The following is an 18,823-nucleotide window of genomic DNA, read 5'->3' on the forward strand; positions in this document are numbered from 1 at the left end:
AGTGGAACGAGCCATCCCGCCCCTCTCACGTGACCGACACGGATGCGGGCAGTGCTCGTCCCGCCGCGTCGACACCGCTGTTCACCGGAACACGACGAAGCCCCTCCAAAAACGGAGGGGCTTTGTCTGTTTCGTTGGCGGTACCGGTGGGATTTGAACCCACGGTGGGCTTTAGACCCACACAACTTTTCGAGAGTTGCACCTTCGGCCGCTCGGACACGGTACCGAGATAGATCTTAGGCGATCGGCCCGCGCAGACCAAAATGCGAGCGGATGCCTCGACCGAGGCATCCGCTCGCCCGCTGCCGCGCACCCAGCCGGTGCGCAGCCGACCACCAGCAGCCGTGCAGCCGCCGCGCGTAGCGTCGGCGGCAGCTATGGACACCTCTCCCCCGGCCCCCGCCGTCCGGCTGCTCGACGGCGTCCGGCACACCGCGGCCACCCTGCTCGGCCACCTCGGTGTGCCGCGGTTCCGCGCGTTCGTGACCGAGAACGCGGCGACGCTGAACGACACCCTGCCGGTGCACTCGAAGTGGTGGCGCGACCGCGCCGCCGAGGGCGGCGACCTCCTGTACGTGGCCATCGGCGACAGTACGGCGCAGGGCATCGGCGCGAGCGGTCCGGGCCTCAGCTACGTCGGGCTGCTCGCGGAACGGGCGGCCGAGCGCACCGGCCGCGTCGTGCACGCCATGAACCTGAGCGTCTCAGGCGCGACGACGGCGCTCGCGGTGCGCGACCAGCTGCCGAAGCTCGCCCGGCTCCGCGCGGAGCCCGACCTCGTCACGGTCTCGATCGGCGCGAACGACATCGCCCTGTGGAACCCGGCCGAGTTCGACCGGAACATTCGCACCATATTCGCCGCGCTGCCGGCGCACGCGATCGTCGCCGATGTGCCCTGCTTCTATCTTCCGCGCAACGAGCGCAAGGTCGCCGAGGCGAACCGGATGCTGCGCGCGGCAGCCCGCGAGTACGGCCTCCAGGTCGTGCCGCTGCACGAGCACACGCGGCGTCAGGGACTGCGCGGCATCCTGACCGAGTTCGCGCGGGACATGTTCCACCCGAACGACGCCGGGTACCGGGTCTGGGCGGGCGCGTTCCGGCCGGCGGTCGACGCCCGGCTCGCGCGAGTGCTCGCGAGCCTCGCGCGGCGGGCGCACGCCGATGCGGCACCCTCCGACCGGTACGCGTCGGCGGCCTAGCCCAGCTCTGCTGGGACCGATCCTGACCGATTTCCACACCACCTGAACGCCAGTACACGGTTCGACGACACGCCCTGGCTGTCCACCCGGCGGCGCCGGCCGTCGCGTTCATGCCGCGAGCTGCGAGGCGACGATCGCCGCATCCTCGCCCACGCCCATGAACAGCGGGGACCTGCGCGAGGTCATCCACGGTACGCCCACGAAGAAGAGCCCGGCGATGCGGATGCTCCGCCCACGGTCCTGCGTCGGGAACCCGAGCTCGTCGACGAGGTCGGGCACCCGGATCCACGAGTACGCGGGCCGGAACCCGCACGCGACGACGACCGCCCCGAGCTCCGAGAGCGGCGGTGGCGCGGTGGCGACGAGCGGCGATTCGTCGCGGACGAGCGGCTCCGGGCCCCGCAGCCCGCGTTCGGCGGCGATCGTGGTCGCGGCGTTCCAGATCTGCCGGTAGGCCTCGTCGCCGACGGCGACCGATGCGGCGAGGTCGTCGGCGACCACGACGCGGTCCCCGTCGACGGCGGTCACGCGTCCGCTCAGGGCGACGCCGGCCGCGGCGAGCGTGCGCAGCGTGAGATCGTGGCCGCCGTGCGCACCGGTGGCGAGTGGGTTCGGCGCGAGCCGAACCGTCGACGAGGGCATGTCGGCGAGCGTGTGCTGGAAGAACCCGGCATCGATGAGCCAGTCGACGCCGTCACGGCCCGCGATGCGACGCGGCATGGCCGGTGCCGCGCCCGCGGCGAGGGCGACCTCGCGACCCGCACCGCAGAGCTCTTCGGCGATCTGGGCGGCGCTCTGGCCTCCGCCGACGACCAGCACGGGGCCGCCGGGAAGGGACGCGGGCGAGCGGTACTCGCCCGAGCCGACGACGGGCACGCGGTGCGCGAGCGGCTCGGTCCACGGCGGGAGGTACTCGCGCTGATAGGCACCGGTGCAGACCACGACGCGCCGCGCGCGCACGGCTCCTGCGGGGGTGTCGGCGCGGAATCCGCCGTCATCGGGCGTGAGTGCGGTGACCGGCCGCGCGGCCTCGACCGGCGCGCCGAATGACTCGGCGTAGGCGCGCAGATGCGACACGATCTCGTCGCGCGCCAGATAGCCGGAAGGCTCCGGTCCGCGATACTCACCGCCCGGCAGCCGGATCGTGTGGTTCGGAGTGACCAGGCACAGCGAGTCCCAGCGGTGCGCCCACGCCGCGCCCACGCCGTCGGACTCGAAGACGACGTGCTCGACCCCCAGCGCGGTCAGCTCATGGCTCACCGCGAGGCCGGCCTGTCCGGCACCGATCACGAGGACGTCGACGTCCGCGGACATGCGGCCAGCGTAGGCCGATGCGGCGCTCGCGGCGAGCCCCACGCGGCAGGACGGAGCGCGCCCGTGTCGGCCGCGGCCATGTCGGCGGCAGCGGTTATCCTCGCTCCATGGCCAAACCCGCGTCGTCCTTCCGCTGCAGCGAGTGCGGGTGGAGCACCGTCAAGTGGGTCGGCCGCTGCGCCGAGTGCCAGCAGTGGGGCACCGTTCTCGACGCGGCCGAGCCCACCGGCATCCTGCGCACGCTGAAGCCCGTGACGCCGGTCGGCGAACGTCGGGCCAGGCCGATCGCCGAGGTCGAGGCGGACCACACGGCGCACCGGCCGAGCGGCATCGGCGAGTTCGACCGGGTGCTGGGCGGCGGGCTCGTCGCGGGCGCCGCCATCCTGCTGTCGGGCGAGCCCGGGGTCGGCAAGTCGACCCTGCTGCTCGAGGTCGCCGCGCGCGTGGCGGCCGGCGGGCGACGGGTGTTGTACGTCAGCGCCGAAGAGTCCGCCGCGCAGGTCCGCCTGCGAGCCGGGCGCACGGGCGCGCTCGTCCCCGAGCTCTATCTCGCGTCGGAGACCGATCTCGCGACCCTGCTCGGCCAGGTCGACTCGGTCGAGCCCGACCTGCTCATCGTCGACTCCGTGCAGACGGTGTCGAGCTCGCTCTCCGACGGGCTTCCCGGTCAACCGAGTCAGGTCCGTGAGGTCGCGTCGACGCTGATCAGGGTGGCGAAAGAGCGGCAGCTGCCCGTGCTCATCGTCGGGCACGTCACGAAAGACGGCACGATCGCCGGGCCGCGCTTGCTCGAGCACCTCGTCGACGTCGTCTGCCAGTTCGAGGGCGACCGGCAGACCTCGCTGCGTTTCGTGCGTGCGCTGAAGAACCGGTTCGGCCCCACCGACGAGGTGGGCTGCTTCGAGATGACCGGCGACGGCATCGCCGAGGTGCCCGACCCCTCGGGGTTGTTCCTCAGTCGCTCCCGGGCGGCCGTCAGCGGCACGTGCGTGACGGTCGCGCTCGAGGGCCGTCGTGCGCTTCCGGTCGAGGTCCAGGCGCTCGTCGTCGAGTCGAAGGCGCCACAGCCCCGTCGGGTCGTGAACGGCGTCGATCCTTCGCGGGTCGCGATGATCCTCGCGGTGCTCGAACGCCGCGCCGGCCTGCGCCGCATCGGCGAACACGACGTGTACGTCTCGACGGTGGGCGGCGTGCGGCTCATCGAGCCGGCGGCCGATCTCGCGATCGCCGTGGCCATCGCCTCGGCCGTCCGCGACCGCGCGGTGCCGCACCAGCTCGCCGCGTTCGGCGAGATCAGCCTCGCGGGCGAGGTGCGCCCGGTGTCAGCGGCGAAGCAGCGCACGTCCGAGGCATCCCGGCTCGGCTACTCGACCATCCTCGACGTCGAGGCCGGCAGCGTGCGAGCCGCCGTCGAACGCGCCATGATCGCCGCGGGCGACCCACGCGAGCGCGAACTCGATCGCGCGTTCTGAGCGCCGGCACCGCTATGAGCCGGCTCGGCCCCCGGCCTCGGCCCTGGTGCTAGGCGTCGAGCGCTTTCAGCAGCTCGGTCGGTGACGCCTGCATGGGGTGCGGGCCGGCGATGTCGAGGAACACGGTCGTGATCGTCGACTCGTGGCGTTTCAGGAACGACCGGAGCCACGCGGGGCTCTGCAGTCCCACCGCGGGCGGCAGGTTCTCCGGCTTGTTCGCCGCGTCGCTGAACAGCAGCAGCGCCACCTCGCCCGTCTTCACATCGCGGTAGGTCCAGACCTCGCCGCCGTCCAGCGGCTTGTCCCGCGGGCCGGGCTTGATGAGCGGCACCACTGTGTTGCCGTGCCGCAGCGCGAGCGCCACGGCCGCGACATCCTGCTTCTCGAGCGCCTCGGCGAGCGCCTGCGACCGGAACTCGATTGGCGTCTCTGACTTCCCGCTGCGCTTCTTCCCGGCCATCCCTCCAGCGTATCCGCCCGCCCTCCCTCCACCGGCCGTCCGCCCCACTCCCCCGGCGCCCCCTCGCCCCGGCGCCCCCTCCCCCCGGCGCCCCCTTCGCCCCGGAGCCCCCCTCGCCGAGTGATGCCGAAACGCCTCGAGTGTGAACGGAATGAGCGGTCGTTCGAGACGTTTCGGCATCACTCGGCGGCGTAGCCGACGGCGCGGGCCCAGGCGGCGCGGGCCCAGGCGGCGCGGGCCCAGGGGGCGCGGGCCGGCACTCAGTAGAGCAGGAACTGCTTCGACGCCGTCGACGGCATGCCGTCGACCGTCACGTCGAGGTGGTACGACGCGCCGCCAGCGGGCACGGCTTCGCGCGGGCCGTCGCAGGTCTCGACGCTCGACCGCGTTCGGTCCCAGATGATCGGCACGCTCGAACTGATCGGGTCACCGGGCTCGAGCGTGACCTCGGCGTCGCTCGGGGAGGTCTGGCAGTCGGTCGACGTCCAGTAGGTCTCCGCACCGCTCGTGATGGTGAACACCTGCGCGCTGGTGCCGGCATTGATCGTGCACGGGGCGTCGCCAATGTTCCTGATCGTGATCGAGAGCTCGGGCTGCTGGCCCTCGGCGTACTCGGTCTGGTTGGTGATCGCCTCGACGATGACCTGCTCGGGTGTGCAGGCGCCACCGCCTGCCGCACCGGGGTCAGTCGACGGCGAGGCCGATGGATCGGCAGCCGTCTCGGTCGAAGGCGTGGCCGTGTCGCCGGCCCCGCCGCCCGTCTCGCCCTGACTCGCTCCGGGCCGGACCACGATGAGCACGATCGCGACTATCACGGCGACGAGGCCGAGGAGCACCACGAGCCGGCGACGCCGGTACACGGCGGGCGAGTGCCGCCGGGCCGGGGACTGGTTCGTCGACATGTGCACAGGGTACGGCCGCGCCGATGCGAACCGGCGGCAACGCTCCGGCGCGCCGGTGGACGCTCAGAGGAGCTTCAGCATCCGCGTGTTGCCGAGGGTGTTCTGCTTGACGCGCGCGAGGTCGAGGAACTCCGCCACGCCCTCATCCCGTGAGCGCAGGAGTTCGGCGTAGAGCTCGGGATCGACGGTCTCGGACCCCATGTCCTCGAAGCCGTGCCGGCCGAAGAACCCGACCTCGAACGTCAGGCAGAACAGCCGCGACAACCCGAGTTCGCGGGCATCCGCCTCGAGTGCATCGAGCAGGGCGTGTCCCACCCCGGCGCCGAGCCACTCGTCGGAGACGGCGAGCGTGCGCACCTCGCCGAGGTCCTCCCACATCACGTGCAGCGCGCCGCAGCCGATGACCTCACCCGCGTCGGTCTCGGCGACGCGGAACTCCTGCAGCGACCCGTACAGGTCGACGCGCTCCTTGCCGAGCAGGATGCGTCGTTGCACGAGCGGCTCCACGAGGTCGACGATCTTCACCACGTCGCTCGTGCGCGCCCGGCGCACCCTGAAACCGCTCATCCGCCCATCGTATGGCCGCCGACGCATCCGCTCGCCGCGCCAGTCCGCGCACGAGGCATCCGCCCGATGCCACACTCACCGGCCCCACCGCACCATCCGCGCTCCCGCGGTCCTGACCCCCCGCGCTCCTTGCTCAGGAAGCACGACGCGACGCGCCGCAGACGCGCGCCTCCGCCGCGGCGTGTCCACCCGTTCTTCCTGAGCAAGGAGAACGGCAGCACGCGATACCGGCGGAGCATCCGCCCGCATCACCCTGCCAGGCCCGGCCTGGCCAGGCCAGGCCCGGCCCCACCGCACCATCCGCCCCCTCAGGAAGCGCGACGCGCCGCGCCGCAGGCGCGCACCCCCACCGCGGCGTGTCCACCCGTTCGTCCTGAGCACGGGCCAGGGGCATGGGACACACACGAGGGGCGGATGCCTCATGGCATCCGCCCCTCGTGAGCGAAACGTGACCCGCGGGCCCGACGATCTAGTCGCCCGACGCGGCCGCCAGGTCTGGCGTCGCCGACCCTGTGCCGAGCGCGGCGCCGGCGTTCACGCCGATGCCGACCGGCAGCGCACGCTGCGTGGTCGTGAACACGAACTCGCCGTCCTTGAAGTCGGCGTGCACGTGGTCGCCCGAGTTGAGTTCGCCGTGCAGGATCTTCTCCGACAGGCGGTCCTCGATCTCGTGCTGCACCGCGCGACGCAGCGGCCGGGCGCCGAGCGTCGGATCGAACCCGACCTCGATGAGCCGTTCCTTGGCCGCCTGCGTCAGCTCGACGGTCATGTCGCGGTCGAGCATGCGCTCGCTGAGCCGCTTGATGAACAGGTCGACGATCTGCAGCAGCTCTTCCTTCGACAACTGCGGGAACACGATGATCTCATCGACGCGGTTCAGGAACTCAGGCTTGAAGTGCTTCTTCAGCTCCTCGTTCACCTTCGCACGCATGAGGTCGTACCCGGTGCGCGAGTCGCCCTCCATCTGGAAGCCGACGGGCCCGCCCGAGATGTCCTTCGTGCCGAGGTTCGTCGTCATGATGATGACGGTGTTCTTGAAGTCGACCACGCGCCCCTGACCGTCGGTCAGGCGCCCCTCTTCGAGGATCTGCAGCAGCGAGTTGAAGATGTCGGGGTGCGCCTTCTCGATCTCGTCGAAGAGCACGACGCTGAACGGCTTGCGGCGCACCTTCTCGGTGAGCTGGCCGCCCTCTTCGAAGCCGACGAACCCGGGAGGGGCGCCGAACAGCCGCGAGACGGTGTGCTTCTCGCCGTACTCCGACATGTCGAGCGAGATCATCGCGGCCTCGTCGTCGAAGAGGAACTCCGCGAGCGCCTTGGCGAGCTCGGTCTTGCCGACGCCCGTGGGGCCGGCGAAGATGAACGACCCCGAGGGGCGCTTCGGGTCCTTGAGGCCCGCACGCGTGCGGCGGATCGTCTTCGACAGGGCGGAGATCGCCTCCTCCTGACCGATGACGCGCTCGTGCAGCGCCTTCTCCATGAAGACCAGCCGCGAGCTCTCCTCCTCGGTGAGCTTGAACACGGGGATGCCGGTCGCCTGCGCGAGCACCTCGGCGATCAGACCCTCGTCGACGACCGCGGTGGTCTTGACGTCGCCCGACTTCCACTGCTTCTCGAGGCGCAGCCGCTCGCCGAGCAGCTGCTTCTCCTCGTCGCGGAGCGACGCGGCCTTCTCGAAGTCCTGCTCCTCGATCGCCGTCTCCTTCGCGGCGCGGACGACCGAGATCTTCTCGTCGAACTCGCGCAGCTCGGGCGGCGACGAGAGGATCGACAGGCGCAGGCGTGCGCCGGCCTCGTCGATCAGGTCGATGGCCTTGTCGGGCAGGAACCGGTCGCTGATGTAGCGGTCGGCGAGGTTCGCCGCGGCGACGATCGCTCCGTCGGTGATGGACACCTTGTGGTGCGCCTCGTACCGGTCGCGCAGCCCCTTGAGGATGTTGATCGCGTGGGGCAGGCTCGGCTCGGCGACCTGGATCGGTTGGAACCGACGCTCGAGCGCGGCGTCCTTCTCGAAGTGCTTGCGGTACTCGTCGAGGGTGGTCGCGCCGATGGTCTGCAGCTCGCCGCGCGCGAGCAGCGGCTTCAGGATCGAGGCGGCGTCGATCGCGCCCTCGGCCGCGCCGGCGCCCACGAGGGTGTGGATCTCGTCGATGAAGACGATGATGTCGCCGCGCGTGCGGATCTCTTTGGTGACCTTCTTCAGGCGCTCTTCGAAGTCACCGCGGTAGCGGGACCCGGCGATGAGCGAGCCGAGGTCGAGCGAGTAGAGCTGCTTGTCCTTCAGCGTCTCGGGCACCTCGTTCTTCACGATCGCCTGCGCGAGGCCCTCGACGACGGCGGTCTTGCCGACGCCGGGCTCACCGATGAGGACGGGGTTGTTCTTGGAGCGACGCGAGAGGATCTGCATGACCCGCTCGATCTCCTTCTCGCGGCCGATGACCGGGTCGAGCTTCGACTCGCGGGCGGCCTGGGTGAGGTTGCGCCCGAACTGGTCGAGAATCTGCGATCCGCCCTGAGCCTGCTGCTGCTCGTTGGCGCCCACCTGGACCTGCTCCTTGCCCTGGTAGCCGGAGAGGAGCTGGATGACCTGCTGACGCACGCGGTTGAGGTCGGCGCCGAGCTTCACGAGCACCTGTGCCGCGACCCCCTCACCCTCACGGATGAGGCCGAGCAGGATGTGCTCCGTCCCGATGTAGTTGTGGCCGAGCTGCAGCGCTTCGCGCAGTGACAGCTCGAGGACCTTCTTCGCCCGAGGCGTGAAGGGGATGTGCCCGGTCGGCGGCTGCTGGCCCTGGCCGATGATGTCCTGGACCTGCTCGCGCACCGCGTCGAGCGAGATTCCCAGCGACTCGAGCGCCTTGGCGGCCACGCCCTCACCCTCGTGGATGAGGCCGAGCAGGATGTGCTCGGTGCCGATGTAGTTGTGGTTCAGCATCTTGGCTTCTTCTTGGGCCAAGACGACGACCCGGCGGGCTCGGTCGGTGAATCTCTCGAACATGCTCTCTCCTTGCGCGCAGGGTAGGTGCGTGCGTCGCGATACTTCGAGGGTAAACAGATCGGATGCCTCGCGGGTGGCTGTTCGCCCTGGGCGCAGCGTGCCTTGACACCTGCCGCCACATGTGCCTAGCGTATCGTTTATCGATGTTATCGAAATTCGATATGCACAATCGGAGGGCTCCATGACCACCTCGACCGACCCCAAGCGCATGACCCGCGGCGACACCCTGGCGATGTACTTCACGATGGCCGTCGGAGCGGTCGGCATCGGCGCGATCGCCTGGTCGGCCGCCGCACGCCTCATCGACGTCCTGCCCGGTCGCGACGTGCCGGTGCTCGTCCCGTTCGCCGGCGAACGTGCCGAACTGCCGATCGGCCCGAACGGCACGCCGGTCGAGGTGGACGTCGCCCAGGCGACGGTCACGGTCCCCGAACCGGCCGCGGCGACGCAGTTCGCCCTCGTCGCCGAGCCGATCGTGCACGCCGCGGCCTCGATCGCCGGCATCGTGCTGCTCGGCCTGCTGGCGTGGAACCTCGCACGCGGTCGCGCCTTCGCGAGCAGTACCGTGCGCCTGACCTGGTGGGGCGCCGGAGTGCTGGCCGTCGGCTGGTTCGCGGGCACGATGCTCACGAACATGACCGTGAACGGCGCGCTCTCGGCGATCAGCGAGTACACGTACGAGGGGATCAGGTTCTCGGCGAGCTGGCTGCCGTTCTTCGCCTTCCTCGCGCTCGGCGCCATCGGCGGTGCGTTCCAGATCGGCGAAAAGCTGCAGCGCGAGACCGAAGGCCTCGTCTGATGGCACCGGCAGATGCCGCCGACGTCCACGACATCCATTGCCGGCTCGACGAGCTGCTGGCCGAGCGCGGTCTCACGCTCGCGCGGCTCGCCGACCTCGTCGGCGTCACGGTCGTGAACCTCAGTGTGCTCAAGAACGACCGCGCACGCGCGATCAGGTTCTCGACGCTGCAGGCGATCTGCGAGGCGCTCGACTGCGAGGTCGGCGACCTGCTGGTCAGGCGCCGGGCGGATACCCCGTCGGCCCCGTGACCGCCGCGACTACTTGATCGGGACCTCGATCTCCTCGCCCTGGATGCGGACGGTGAGCGGCTCGGTGGTGGTCACGTCGAGCGGGGTCCAGAAGACCGTGGTGTACGGCACGAAGTCCATCGTGCAGACCTGGTCTTCGGCGTACTCCTTCGTCACGATCTCGACGGTGTTGCCCTCGCCCCGCGGCTCGACGACGCGGATGTCGGTGCCGACGACCGGGCAGGTCGACGAGCCCCACGTGGTGATCGCGAGCTGGCCGCCCTGCTGCAGCCAGACGGCCGAGGTCTCGCCCTCGACGGCGTGCGACTCCTCCTCGGCCGCGCCCTCTTCGTCTTCGGCGACGACGTGCTCGACCTCGGGCTCGCCCGCGTACGACTCGGCGGGCGAGGTGCCCGGGGCGCACGCGGCGAGCAGGAAGACGGAGGCGAGCGCGGCGCCCGCGAGCGCGGCGCGACGAAGCGAGGTGGAAGCCATGCGGCTATGGTATCGGCTCCGCCGCCCCCACAATTTCATGCACGCGTATGATGCCGTCGTGAGCAACCTCGAGCGCGACCCGGTCGAGTTGCAGGTTCCCGTGCGCGAGCCTGCCGGCCCTGCCATGACCGTCCTGCAGCCGCGCGACGTTCCGCTGGGCGGCGTCCGCGCCATGCAGGTGCGCCGGACGCTCCCCCAGCGCGGCCGCACCACGATCGGGGCCTGGTGCTTCGCCGACCACTATGGGCCGGACGAGGTCGCCGAGACCGGCGGCATGGTGGTCCCGCCGCATCCGCACACCGGCCTGCAGACCGTCAGCTGGCTGTTCGAGGGCGAGATCGAGCACCGCGACTCGACCGGCGTGCGCGCACTCGTGCGTCCCGGCGCCGTGAACCTCATGACCGCCGGTCGCGGCATCTCGCACTCCGAGGTCTCGACGTCCGGGACGACGCGCCTCCACGGCGTCCAGCTCTGGGTCGCGCTTCCGGATGCCTCGCGGCACACGATGCCCGTCTTCGAGCACGCCGAGACGACGCCCGTGCCGGTCGACGACGCGACCGTCCGCGTGTTCGCGGGGTCCCTGCCGGGTGTGCCAGGCGAGGCATCCGTCACCGCCTTCTCGCCGCTCGTCGGCGCCCAGATCGAGCTGCCGGCCGGCGGCGAGGCGTGGATCGACCTCGATCCCGCGTTCGAGCACGGCGTGCTCGTCGACCTCGGCCCCGTGGGGGTGACCGTGCCCAAACGCGACGACGAGGCCGACGAGGCGCCCGAGGGCGCCGACGGGCTCGCGGTCGCCGGGCATACGACCGTGCTCGAGCGCAGCGAGCTCGGTCACCTCGCGACCGGCTACGACGGCGTGCGGCTGCGCGCATCGGATGCCCCGGTCCGGGTGATCCTCATCGGCGGTGTGCCGTTCGGCGAACAGCTCGTCATGTGGTGGAACTTCATCGGCCGCGACCACGACGAGATCGTCGAGTTCCGCCGCCAGTGGCAGGCCGACGTCATCGACGGTGCCGACCGTGACGGCCGTTTCGGCACGGTCGACGGCTACGACGGCGACGCACTGCCCGCGCCCGAGCTGCCGACCGTCCGGCTGAAGCCCCGCGACTGACCGGGCCGACACCGTTCGCGAGGCGGCTCAGCGCGCCACCTCTGTCCCTCCGCGCCAGCAGTGCTGGCGCGGACCTGCAGAAATGGCGCAACGCTTCCGCTCGATAGACCCGCTCATCGGTATACTGTTATGCTTCGGCGATGATCGGTCGTGCTGGCGGCATTCCGCGCCGTGCGGGCGTCGGCATGGGAGCGGCGCTGACGGCCGTAGCGCTCGTCGTCGTCGGCAGCATGACCTCGGCGTGGGCTTCCCCGACCGGGAACCCAGGAGCCGGCGCGCCGGTGGTTGGCGGGTTCGGGCTGGGCGACGGCCTCGAAGGCCTCATCGACGAGCGCGACGGCGCGCTCTCCGTATCGGTGGCTGTGGCGGAGCTCACCCTGACCTGGGACTCCCGTTCGAGCGCCGAAGATCGGTACGGGTTCGGTTCGGGGTGGGGCATCGGCCTGAGCCGGGTCGACACCGAGGGAGGCGTGTACGTGTCGCCCTCGTCGGGCGGCAGGTATGCCGCGGATGACACGCAGGTGTCGGGGCTCTCCGGGTATCCGACGGCGGATGTGCGCTTCGAGCAGGTGCCCGGCGGGGTGCTGCAGGGCCGGCCCGACGAAGCTCGTGGTGAGGTCGGATACTCCTTCGTCCTCCGCGAACTCGGAGGTCTGACGACGTATTTCTCCGTCGACGGCGACCCGGTGGCCCGGGTCTCCGCGACGGGGCAGCGGTTGGATTGGGCGTGGCACCCGGTGAGCCCGCACCGTCTGCTGTCGGTGGTCGACGAGTTCGGCGTCGTCACCGCATTGGACTGGACGGATCCGGGCGCGGTGATCGTGCGCCCTGGCGAGAACCTTCCGCCGCCCGACCATGGTGCCGCGTCGGAATGGCGGATCGAACTCGACGGCGGCCAGGTCACCTCGGTGGTGGACCCGATCGGTGATCGTGCCCGCGTCGGCTATGCGCCCAGCGGCCTCGTCGACCGGTTGAGCGGCAGCTCCGGGGCGATCACGTCGGTTGCATGGCAGTCCCACGAGGATCAGGTGCCGCGCATCAGTACGCTCCGTACCACGGATGCCTCGGGCACGGAGCTGAGCACACGGAGCTGGAGTCTCGGTGACGCGAATCTCGCCTCTGGGTGGCCGGATGTGCAGACGCCGGTCGATCTTGGTCTCGCGCCTGCATCGTCATTCCGGTACGAGAGCGAGATCTCCGACGGATCGACGCGCGTGCGGTCGGTATACGGACCCTTGCACACCCTGCAGTCGAGGGTCCTCGTCGCCTCCACGGCCTCCGGCGACCTCGAGTTGCAGTCGCAGACGTTCACCTACCCCGAAGCCGCCGGCGGAGCGGCCGATCCGGGTGCCCTCCCGGTGAACTGGTCCCGTCCGCTCGTCACCGAGGTCACGCATTCGGACGAGACCGGTGCCACCCGAACGCTGACCGAGCAGTTCGAGTACGACGACGTGGGCCGACTCGTGCTCCGCACGCAGCCCGATGGGACGGTCGTCGAGGTCGAGTATGCCCCGAGCAGCCCGGGCGAGACCGGTCCACCGATCGGGCTTCCGGTGCTCGAGACCACGACCGCACCGGACGGATTGATCACCCGAGCCCGGCACACGCTGACTGACGACGGCACATCCCTCCTCGCGACCGAGGAGCTCACCGGGCGGACCGGCGGGGAACTCGCGCCTGTGAGCCGAACCGAGTACACCGTCGAGCCGGATGGCTACGTGTCCGAAGAACGTGTCTTCCCCGGGGGCGACCCCGACGCGGAGCCGGTCGTCACCCAGCACCGGAGATCGATCGACCTGGACCGTGGCGAGATGACCGGCAGCGAGACGATCGCCGCGGGGTCCAGCGCCGAGGCCACCACGACGACCGTGACCTCGCTCCGGCACGGTGGCGTCACCGAACAGGTCGATGCGCTCGGCAACCGCGCGACCGCGACGTTCGACGTACTCGGCCGGCTCCTGACCGAGACCGCCGCCGGGCTGACGACGACGACCGCGTACGAGTCCGCCGAGCGCCACGGCCGGAACGCCACGACCGTGACCGACCCGGCCGGTCGCGCGTCCACTGAGATCGTCGACCCACTCGGCAGGATCACCGCCGCGCACGACAACATCGACCATGGCGTCGTGAGTCCCGGTCACGTGCGCGTCGCGGAGACCCGGACGTATCCCGCACCGGGCCTCGTCGAGGTCACCGATGCGTGGGGTGCGGTCACCAAGACCCGGCAGGACATCTTCGGCCGCACCGTCGAGTCCGTCGCCCCGGGCGGGCTCACGATGCAGACCGACGCGGACGGCACGATCACGACAACGACGTACTGGGCGGACGGCTCCCGCAAACGGCGCACGCGAGCGAACGCGACCACCGGCGAACAGACTGACATCGGGTACTACTGGTCCGGCGGCATGCTCGTCAACGAAACGCATGCGAGCGGGGACACCGATGCCGCTGCCGATGCCGCTGCCGATGCCGCTGCCGAGGTGAGCTATCTCATCGGCGCCGGACGTCACGCCCGCACGACACCCGACGGCACGCAGTACTCCGACGCCGATCGCCACGGCAACATCGTCGAGACCACCGACGAACACGGCATCCGCGCCGCCTATTACTCGTACTCCGACTACGGCATCGCCCGGATCACCGGCCCGGGGAACGACGCGACGGGCATCGCACGGAATCCGTTCCAGTACGCCGGCGAATACACCAGTGAAGACGGCACCCAGCCGCTCGGCTCGCGCACCTACGATCCTCGCCTCATGCAGTTCACGACCCCCGACACCGAACCGCTGCACAACCTCCGCGCGTATGCCGACCTGAACCCGATCATGAACGTCGACCCGAGCGGCACGAGCGCGAACCTCGACGAGGTGCTCAACTGGGTCATGTTCGGCGTTGCGGTCACGGCTGCCGCCTTCAGCGTGCCCACGCTCGCGGCCGCCACGCCGGTCGGCGCACCCGCCATCTTCTCGTTCGCCGCAGCGGTCGTCGCGGGCGCCGCCGACGCCGTGAACCTCGGCATTACGGCCGCCGTGCTCATCAAGCAGTACAAGCCGCAGTGGTACGGCGATGCAGACACGAGCATGCTCGAGTCCGAGGAGCTTCGGCGTGCCGGATACGGGCTCGCCGCCGCAGCCGCACCCGGAGCCCTGTCGGCGCTCCTCTCACGCGGCTTCACCCGCCTCGCGAACCCGAAGATCGTCAAGAACGAGTCATTCGTGAGCGATCTCAAGCACCTCGACGACGACCATCGCGCGGCGGCACTCCGCATCAGGATGAAGAAGGACCGGACCGGCAAAGCGTACTTCCACGGCACGAAGCTGTACGCCTATACCAAGATCCGCCAGATGGGCTTCAAAGCCCCGTCGGGGAGCGATCGTGCCCTCTACGGCATTGGCACCTACTTGGCGAAGGATTCGCGTACGTCGGTCAGGGACTACGGGCGCCATCTCATCAGGCTCGATCCTGGCGGGGTCGTGCGGGCCATGAAGGTCGATGCGTTCCGCCAATGGTCGACACCGGGCTCGGGCACGGTGTACGGCCTGCGGAACCCGTATTGGACGAAGACCTCCCCGTTCTGGGTGCGCAAATACACCCGGATGTTCGCGTCGGTGGACGAGGTCGAGGCGTACCGGGAGAGGCACAGCATTCAAGCCGTGTTCATCGCTCGGGACTTCGAAGGCACGGTGTCGCACCCCGGACATGGCACGGTGCTCCACTACCTCCGCGTGCCGCAGAGCACCGTCGCCAGCGGCGTACTCACGAAATCCCGACTCACCTTCCTCTTCCCCTCGACCCCGGCTCCAGGGCTTCCGCCTCGCGGTCGGTGGTAGGCCCGCGCCGGCGCTACTGCAGCGCCGAGGTGAGCCGCGCGAGGTTGTCGAGCACGGTCGAGCGCAGGGGCTGCTGCTTCCATTCCTCGAGCGTGAGCTCGCGGCTGTCCCGTCGGTAGCCGGCCTCGATCTCGCGCATGTCGCGGACGAACGACGCACCTCGAACGAGCAGCGAGATCTCGGCGTTCAACTCGAAGGAACGGATGTCCATGTTGCTCGACCCGATGACCGCGACGTCGTGGTCGATCGAGAAGTGCTTCGAGTGCAGGATGTACGGCGCCTTGTACAGGTAGATCTTGACGCCCGTGCGCAGCAGCGCCTCGTAGTATGAGCGCTGCGCGTGGTACACCAGCGCCTGATCGCCGATCTCCGACACGAACAGCTCGACGTGCACGCCACGCTGGGTCGCGCCGCTGATCGCGTAGAGCATGGACTCGTCGGGCACGAAGTAGGGGCTCGTGATGATGATCCGCTCCTTCGCCGCATACAGCAGCGACAGGAACAGCTTCAGGTTGTTCTCGTTCCGGAACCCCGGCCCTGACGGCACGAGCTGGCAGTCGAGGTTCTGCTCCTCGCCCGGCTGATCGAACGCGGGGATCTCGGTGACGATCACCTCGCCGGTCTCGAGGTACCAGTCGCTCGAGAAGATCGCGTCGAGCCCCGAGACGATCGGGCCCTCGACGCGAGCGACGAGCTCCTTCCACTTGAGCCCGCGTTTCTCGTTGCTGCGCTTGTTGTAGCCGCGGTCGATGATGTTCTGCGACCCCATGAACGCGACCTCGCCGTCGACCACGAGGATCTTGCGGTGGTTCCGCAGGTCGGGCCGCTGGTACTTCCCCTTGAACGGCTGCACGGGCAGCATCAGGTGCCACTGCACGCCCATCTCGGTGAGCCGGCGCAGCGTCTGCTTGTACCCGCGCACACGCATCGACGCGATGTGGTCGAGGAGCACGCGCACGGTCACGCCGCGTGCGGCGGCCTCGCCGATCGCGTCGAAGAACGGTGCGGTCGTCTTGTCGAGCGCGAAGATGTAGAACTCGACGTGCACGTACGCCTTGGCATCGCGGATCGCCGCGGCCATCTGGTCGAGCGAGTCCTGGTACTCGCCGATGAGCTGTGCACTGTTCGACCCCACGAGCGGCATGGACCCGAGATTGCGGTTCATCTGCACGATGCCCTCGAACCACGACGGCCACGACCGGGTGTCGCTGACCCGCTCGACACCGTGCGTCGCTTCGAGGATGGCGCGGTCGACCTCGGCCTGCTTGCGGCGACGGTGCCGCGGCAGCTTCGGATTCCCGATGAGCAGGAAGAACAGCACGCCGAAGTACGGGATGAAGAAGATGGCCAGCAGCCACGCCATGCCCGCTGTCGGCTTGCGGTTCCGCGGCACGACGATGATCGCCACGACGCGGATGGCGAGGTCGATGAGGAGGAGCCCGACGACGACGAATAGCGCCCAGAACTCCTCGAAGTTCATCGGGTCGAGTTCGCCGGCCGCTCGCGGGCGAACTTCGCCCGCTCCTCCGCCTCGATCCGGGAGTACGCGTCGCGCTCGGTGCGGTCGGAACGGATGATCGCACGCATGACGAACCAGAAGATCAGCCCGATGAGCACGGTCGGCGCCAACGACCACACGGCGTTCGCCCAGAATTCTTCGACCATAGTGCTCCCAGGATACCCGGCGGGACGCTACCTTCGTGCCGCCGCCCGACCGCCCGGATCAGCCCGGGGTGATGAGGCCCCAGACGCCCGACCCGATGAGCCAGAGCGCGATGGCGGTAACGACCACCCAGATCGTGATCCGGGCTTGAGACGGCTTCTTGCGATCGTCGTCGTTCACGGTCGGGTCACCGCCTCACTTGACCAGCGGGAACAGGATCGTCTCGCGGATCCCGAGCCCCGTGATCGCCATGAGCAGCCGGTCGATGCCCATGCCCATGCCACCGGTGGGCGGCATGCCGAACTCGAGCGCACGCAGGAACTCCTCGTCGAGGCGCATGGCCTCGGGGTCGCCGCCCGCGGCGAGCTTCGCCTGCTCGACGAACCGGTCGCGCTGCACGACGGGGTCGACGAGCTCGGAATACCCGGTCGCGAGCTCGAACCCGCGCACGTACAGGTCCCACTTCTCGACCACACCAGGGGTCTCCCGGTGCCAGCGCACGAGCGGCGACGTGTCGAGCGGGAAGTCCATGACGAACGTCGGGCGCTCGAGCCCGGGCTTCACGTGGTGCTCCCAGAGCTCTTCGACGTACTTGCCGGGCAGCGGGTGGTCGACCTCGAGGCCCACCGCGTCGGCGAGCTCCTTGAGCCGATCCATGCCGGTCTCGGGCGTGATCTGCTCGCCGACCGCCTCGGAGAGCGACCCGTACATCGAGATGCGCGGCCACTCGCCGCCGAGGTCGAACTCGGTGCCGTCGGCCCAGGTCACCACGAGCGAGCCGCTCGTGACCATCGCGGCATCCTGGACGAGCTGCTGGGTGAGCGCGGCCATCGAGTGGTAGTCGCCGTACGCCTCGTACGCCTCGAGCATCGCGAACTCGGGCGAGTGGGTGGAGTCCGCGCCCTCGTTGCGGAAGTTGCGGTTGATCTCGAACACGCGCTCGATGCCGCCGACGACGGCGCGCTTGAGGTACAGCTCGGGCGCGATGCGCAGGTACAGCTCGGTGTCGAACGCGTTGGAGTGCGTCACGAACGGCCGGGCGGATGCCCCGCCGTGCATGACCTGGAGCATGGGGGTCTCGACCTCGATGAAGCCGCGGTTCGCGAAGGTCGCTCGCAGGCTCGCGTTCACGCGGGCACGGTCGACGACGTTGGCGCGCGCCTGCTCGCGCGCGATGAGGTCGAGATATCGGCTGCGGACCCGGGTCTCCTCGGAGAGTTCGCTGTGCAGGTTCGGCAGCGGCAGGATCGTCTTCGCTGCGACCCGCCACTCGCGCACCATGATCGAGAGCTCGCCGCGACGGCTCGTGATCACTTCGCCCGAGACGAACAGATGATCGCCGAGGTCGACGAGTTCCTTCCACTCCTTGAGCGAGTCCTCGCCCACCTCGGCGAGCGAGACCATGGCCTGGATGCGCGTGCCGTCGCCGGACTGCAGCGCGGCGAAGCAGAGCTTGCCGGTGTTGCGCAGGTGCACGACTCGGCCCGCGATGCCGACGGTGTCGCCGCTCGCCTCGTCGACGCCGAGGCCGACGTAGCGGTCGCGCACCTCGGGGATCGTGGCCGTGATGGGCAGGCTGACCGGGTAGGCGCCCTCGCCGAGCGCGGCGCCGTCGTTGAGTCGGTCGCGCTTGGCGAGCCGCACGGCCTTCTGCTCGGAGATCTCCTCCGGGGTCGGCTCGGCTGCGGCGTCGGTCTGCGTGTCGGCCATCGTTCTCTCTCGTCGACTGGATGAAGCGACACCCAGCCTACGCGGCGCACCCACCCCCGGTGGTCGAGAACCG

The 18,823-nt window shown here is 69.8% G+C and carries 15 protein-coding genes and 1 tRNA gene; 6 read left to right on the top strand and 10 right to left on the bottom strand.

The features are described 5' to 3' along the window. Positions 1-135: 135 nt before the first annotated feature. Positions 136-226: transfer RNA gene (locus QU602_RS14670), tRNA-Ser, on the bottom strand. A 151-nt stretch (positions 227-377) separates the two neighbouring features. Between QU602_RS14670 and QU602_RS14675 the strand changes: the two genes are divergently transcribed. Further along, positions 378-1,199: an SGNH/GDSL hydrolase family protein gene (locus tag QU602_RS14675; protein WP_308797200.1), complete on the top strand. Its 822-nt coding sequence runs from the start codon at positions 378-380 to the stop codon at positions 1,197-1,199. Positions 1,200-1,307: 108 nt separating this feature from the next. Here QU602_RS14675 and QU602_RS14680 read toward each other — a convergent pair whose 3' ends face one another. Further along, entirely contained in the window at positions 1,308-2,513 is a 1,206-nt protein-coding gene (locus tag QU602_RS14680) for an NAD(P)-binding domain-containing protein (RefSeq protein WP_308797201.1), read from the bottom strand. 107 nt (positions 2,514-2,620) lie between these two features. Between QU602_RS14680 and radA the strand changes: the two genes are divergently transcribed. After that, positions 2,621-3,985, top strand: coding sequence for a DNA repair protein RadA (gene radA, locus QU602_RS14685; RefSeq protein ID WP_308797202.1), 1,365 nt, complete (start codon positions 2,621-2,623; stop codon positions 3,983-3,985). A gap of 49 nt (positions 3,986-4,034) precedes the next feature. On the opposite strand, the gene QU602_RS14690 is transcribed toward radA, so the two are convergent. The 4 genes from QU602_RS14690 to QU602_RS14705 all read right to left on the bottom strand — a co-directional run bounded on the left by QU602_RS14690 (position 4,035) and on the right by QU602_RS14705 (position 8,912). After that, positions 4,035-4,445, bottom strand: coding sequence for a dehydrogenase (locus QU602_RS14690; RefSeq protein WP_308797203.1), 411 nt, complete (start codon positions 4,443-4,445; stop codon positions 4,035-4,037). A gap of 260 nt (positions 4,446-4,705) precedes the next feature. After that, complete coding sequence (locus tag QU602_RS14695) at positions 4,706-5,347, bottom strand: hypothetical protein (protein ID WP_308797204.1); 642 nt, start codon at positions 5,345-5,347, stop codon at positions 4,706-4,708. Between the two features lie 63 nt (positions 5,348-5,410). Then, positions 5,411-5,914 (bottom strand): amino-acid N-acetyltransferase, encoded by a 504-nt coding sequence (locus tag QU602_RS14700; RefSeq protein WP_308797205.1) that lies wholly within the window; start codon positions 5,912-5,914, stop codon positions 5,411-5,413. A gap of 469 nt (positions 5,915-6,383) precedes the next feature. After that, the gene (locus QU602_RS14705) at positions 6,384-8,912 is read right to left on the bottom strand and encodes an ATP-dependent Clp protease ATP-binding subunit (protein ID WP_308797206.1); all 2,529 of its coding nucleotides are present in this window, start codon (positions 8,910-8,912) and stop codon (positions 6,384-6,386) included. Positions 8,913-9,093: 181 nt separating this feature from the next. On the opposite strand from QU602_RS14705, the gene QU602_RS14710 reads away from it, so the two are divergent. Continuing rightward, positions 9,094-9,711, top strand: a complete 618-nt coding sequence (locus tag QU602_RS14710) for a hypothetical protein (RefSeq protein WP_308797207.1) — start codon at positions 9,094-9,096, stop codon at positions 9,709-9,711. Beyond that, positions 9,711-9,962, top strand: a complete 252-nt coding sequence (locus tag QU602_RS14715) for a helix-turn-helix domain-containing protein (RefSeq protein WP_308797208.1) — start codon at positions 9,711-9,713, stop codon at positions 9,960-9,962. Before QU602_RS14710 ends, QU602_RS14715 begins: the two co-directional genes overlap by 1 nt. Positions 9,963-9,971: 9 nt before the next feature. Here QU602_RS14715 and QU602_RS14720 read toward each other — a convergent pair whose 3' ends face one another. After that, complete coding sequence (locus QU602_RS14720; protein WP_308797209.1) at positions 9,972-10,436, bottom strand: hypothetical protein; 465 nt, start codon at positions 10,434-10,436, stop codon at positions 9,972-9,974. Positions 10,437-10,494: 58 nt separating this feature from the next. Here QU602_RS14720 and QU602_RS14725 point away from each other — a divergent pair, with 58 nt between their 5' ends. Together QU602_RS14725 and QU602_RS14730 are read left to right on the top strand one after the other, a co-directional pair. Continuing rightward, the gene (locus QU602_RS14725; protein WP_308797210.1) at positions 10,495-11,547 is read left to right on the top strand and encodes a pirin family protein; all 1,053 of its coding nucleotides are present in this window, start codon (positions 10,495-10,497) and stop codon (positions 11,545-11,547) included. Between the two features lie 140 nt (positions 11,548-11,687). Then, on the top strand, positions 11,688-15,377 hold the full coding sequence (locus QU602_RS14730; RefSeq protein ID WP_308797211.1) for an RHS repeat protein: 3,690 nt from the start codon (positions 11,688-11,690) through the stop codon (positions 15,375-15,377). A gap of 13 nt (positions 15,378-15,390) precedes the next feature. Here the strand turns inward: QU602_RS14730 and cls are convergent, their stop codons facing one another. The 3 genes from cls to lysS form a co-directional block, all read right to left on the bottom strand. Beyond that, positions 15,391-16,857, bottom strand: coding sequence for a cardiolipin synthase (gene cls, locus QU602_RS14735; protein ID WP_308797212.1), 1,467 nt, complete (start codon positions 16,855-16,857; stop codon positions 15,391-15,393). Further along, the gene (locus QU602_RS14740; protein WP_308797213.1) at positions 16,854-17,042 is read right to left on the bottom strand and encodes a hypothetical protein; all 189 of its coding nucleotides are present in this window, start codon (positions 17,040-17,042) and stop codon (positions 16,854-16,856) included. Before QU602_RS14740 ends, cls begins: the two co-directional genes overlap by 4 nt. Positions 17,043-17,235: 193 nt before the next feature. After that, complete coding sequence (gene lysS / locus QU602_RS14745; protein ID WP_308797214.1) at positions 17,236-18,750, bottom strand: lysine--tRNA ligase; 1,515 nt, start codon at positions 18,748-18,750, stop codon at positions 17,236-17,238. Positions 18,751-18,823: the final 73 nt, after the last annotated feature.

This window comes from Agromyces protaetiae (genome assembly GCF_030866785.1).
Lineage (GTDB): Bacteria > Actinomycetota > Actinomycetes > Actinomycetales > Microbacteriaceae > Agromyces > Agromyces silvae.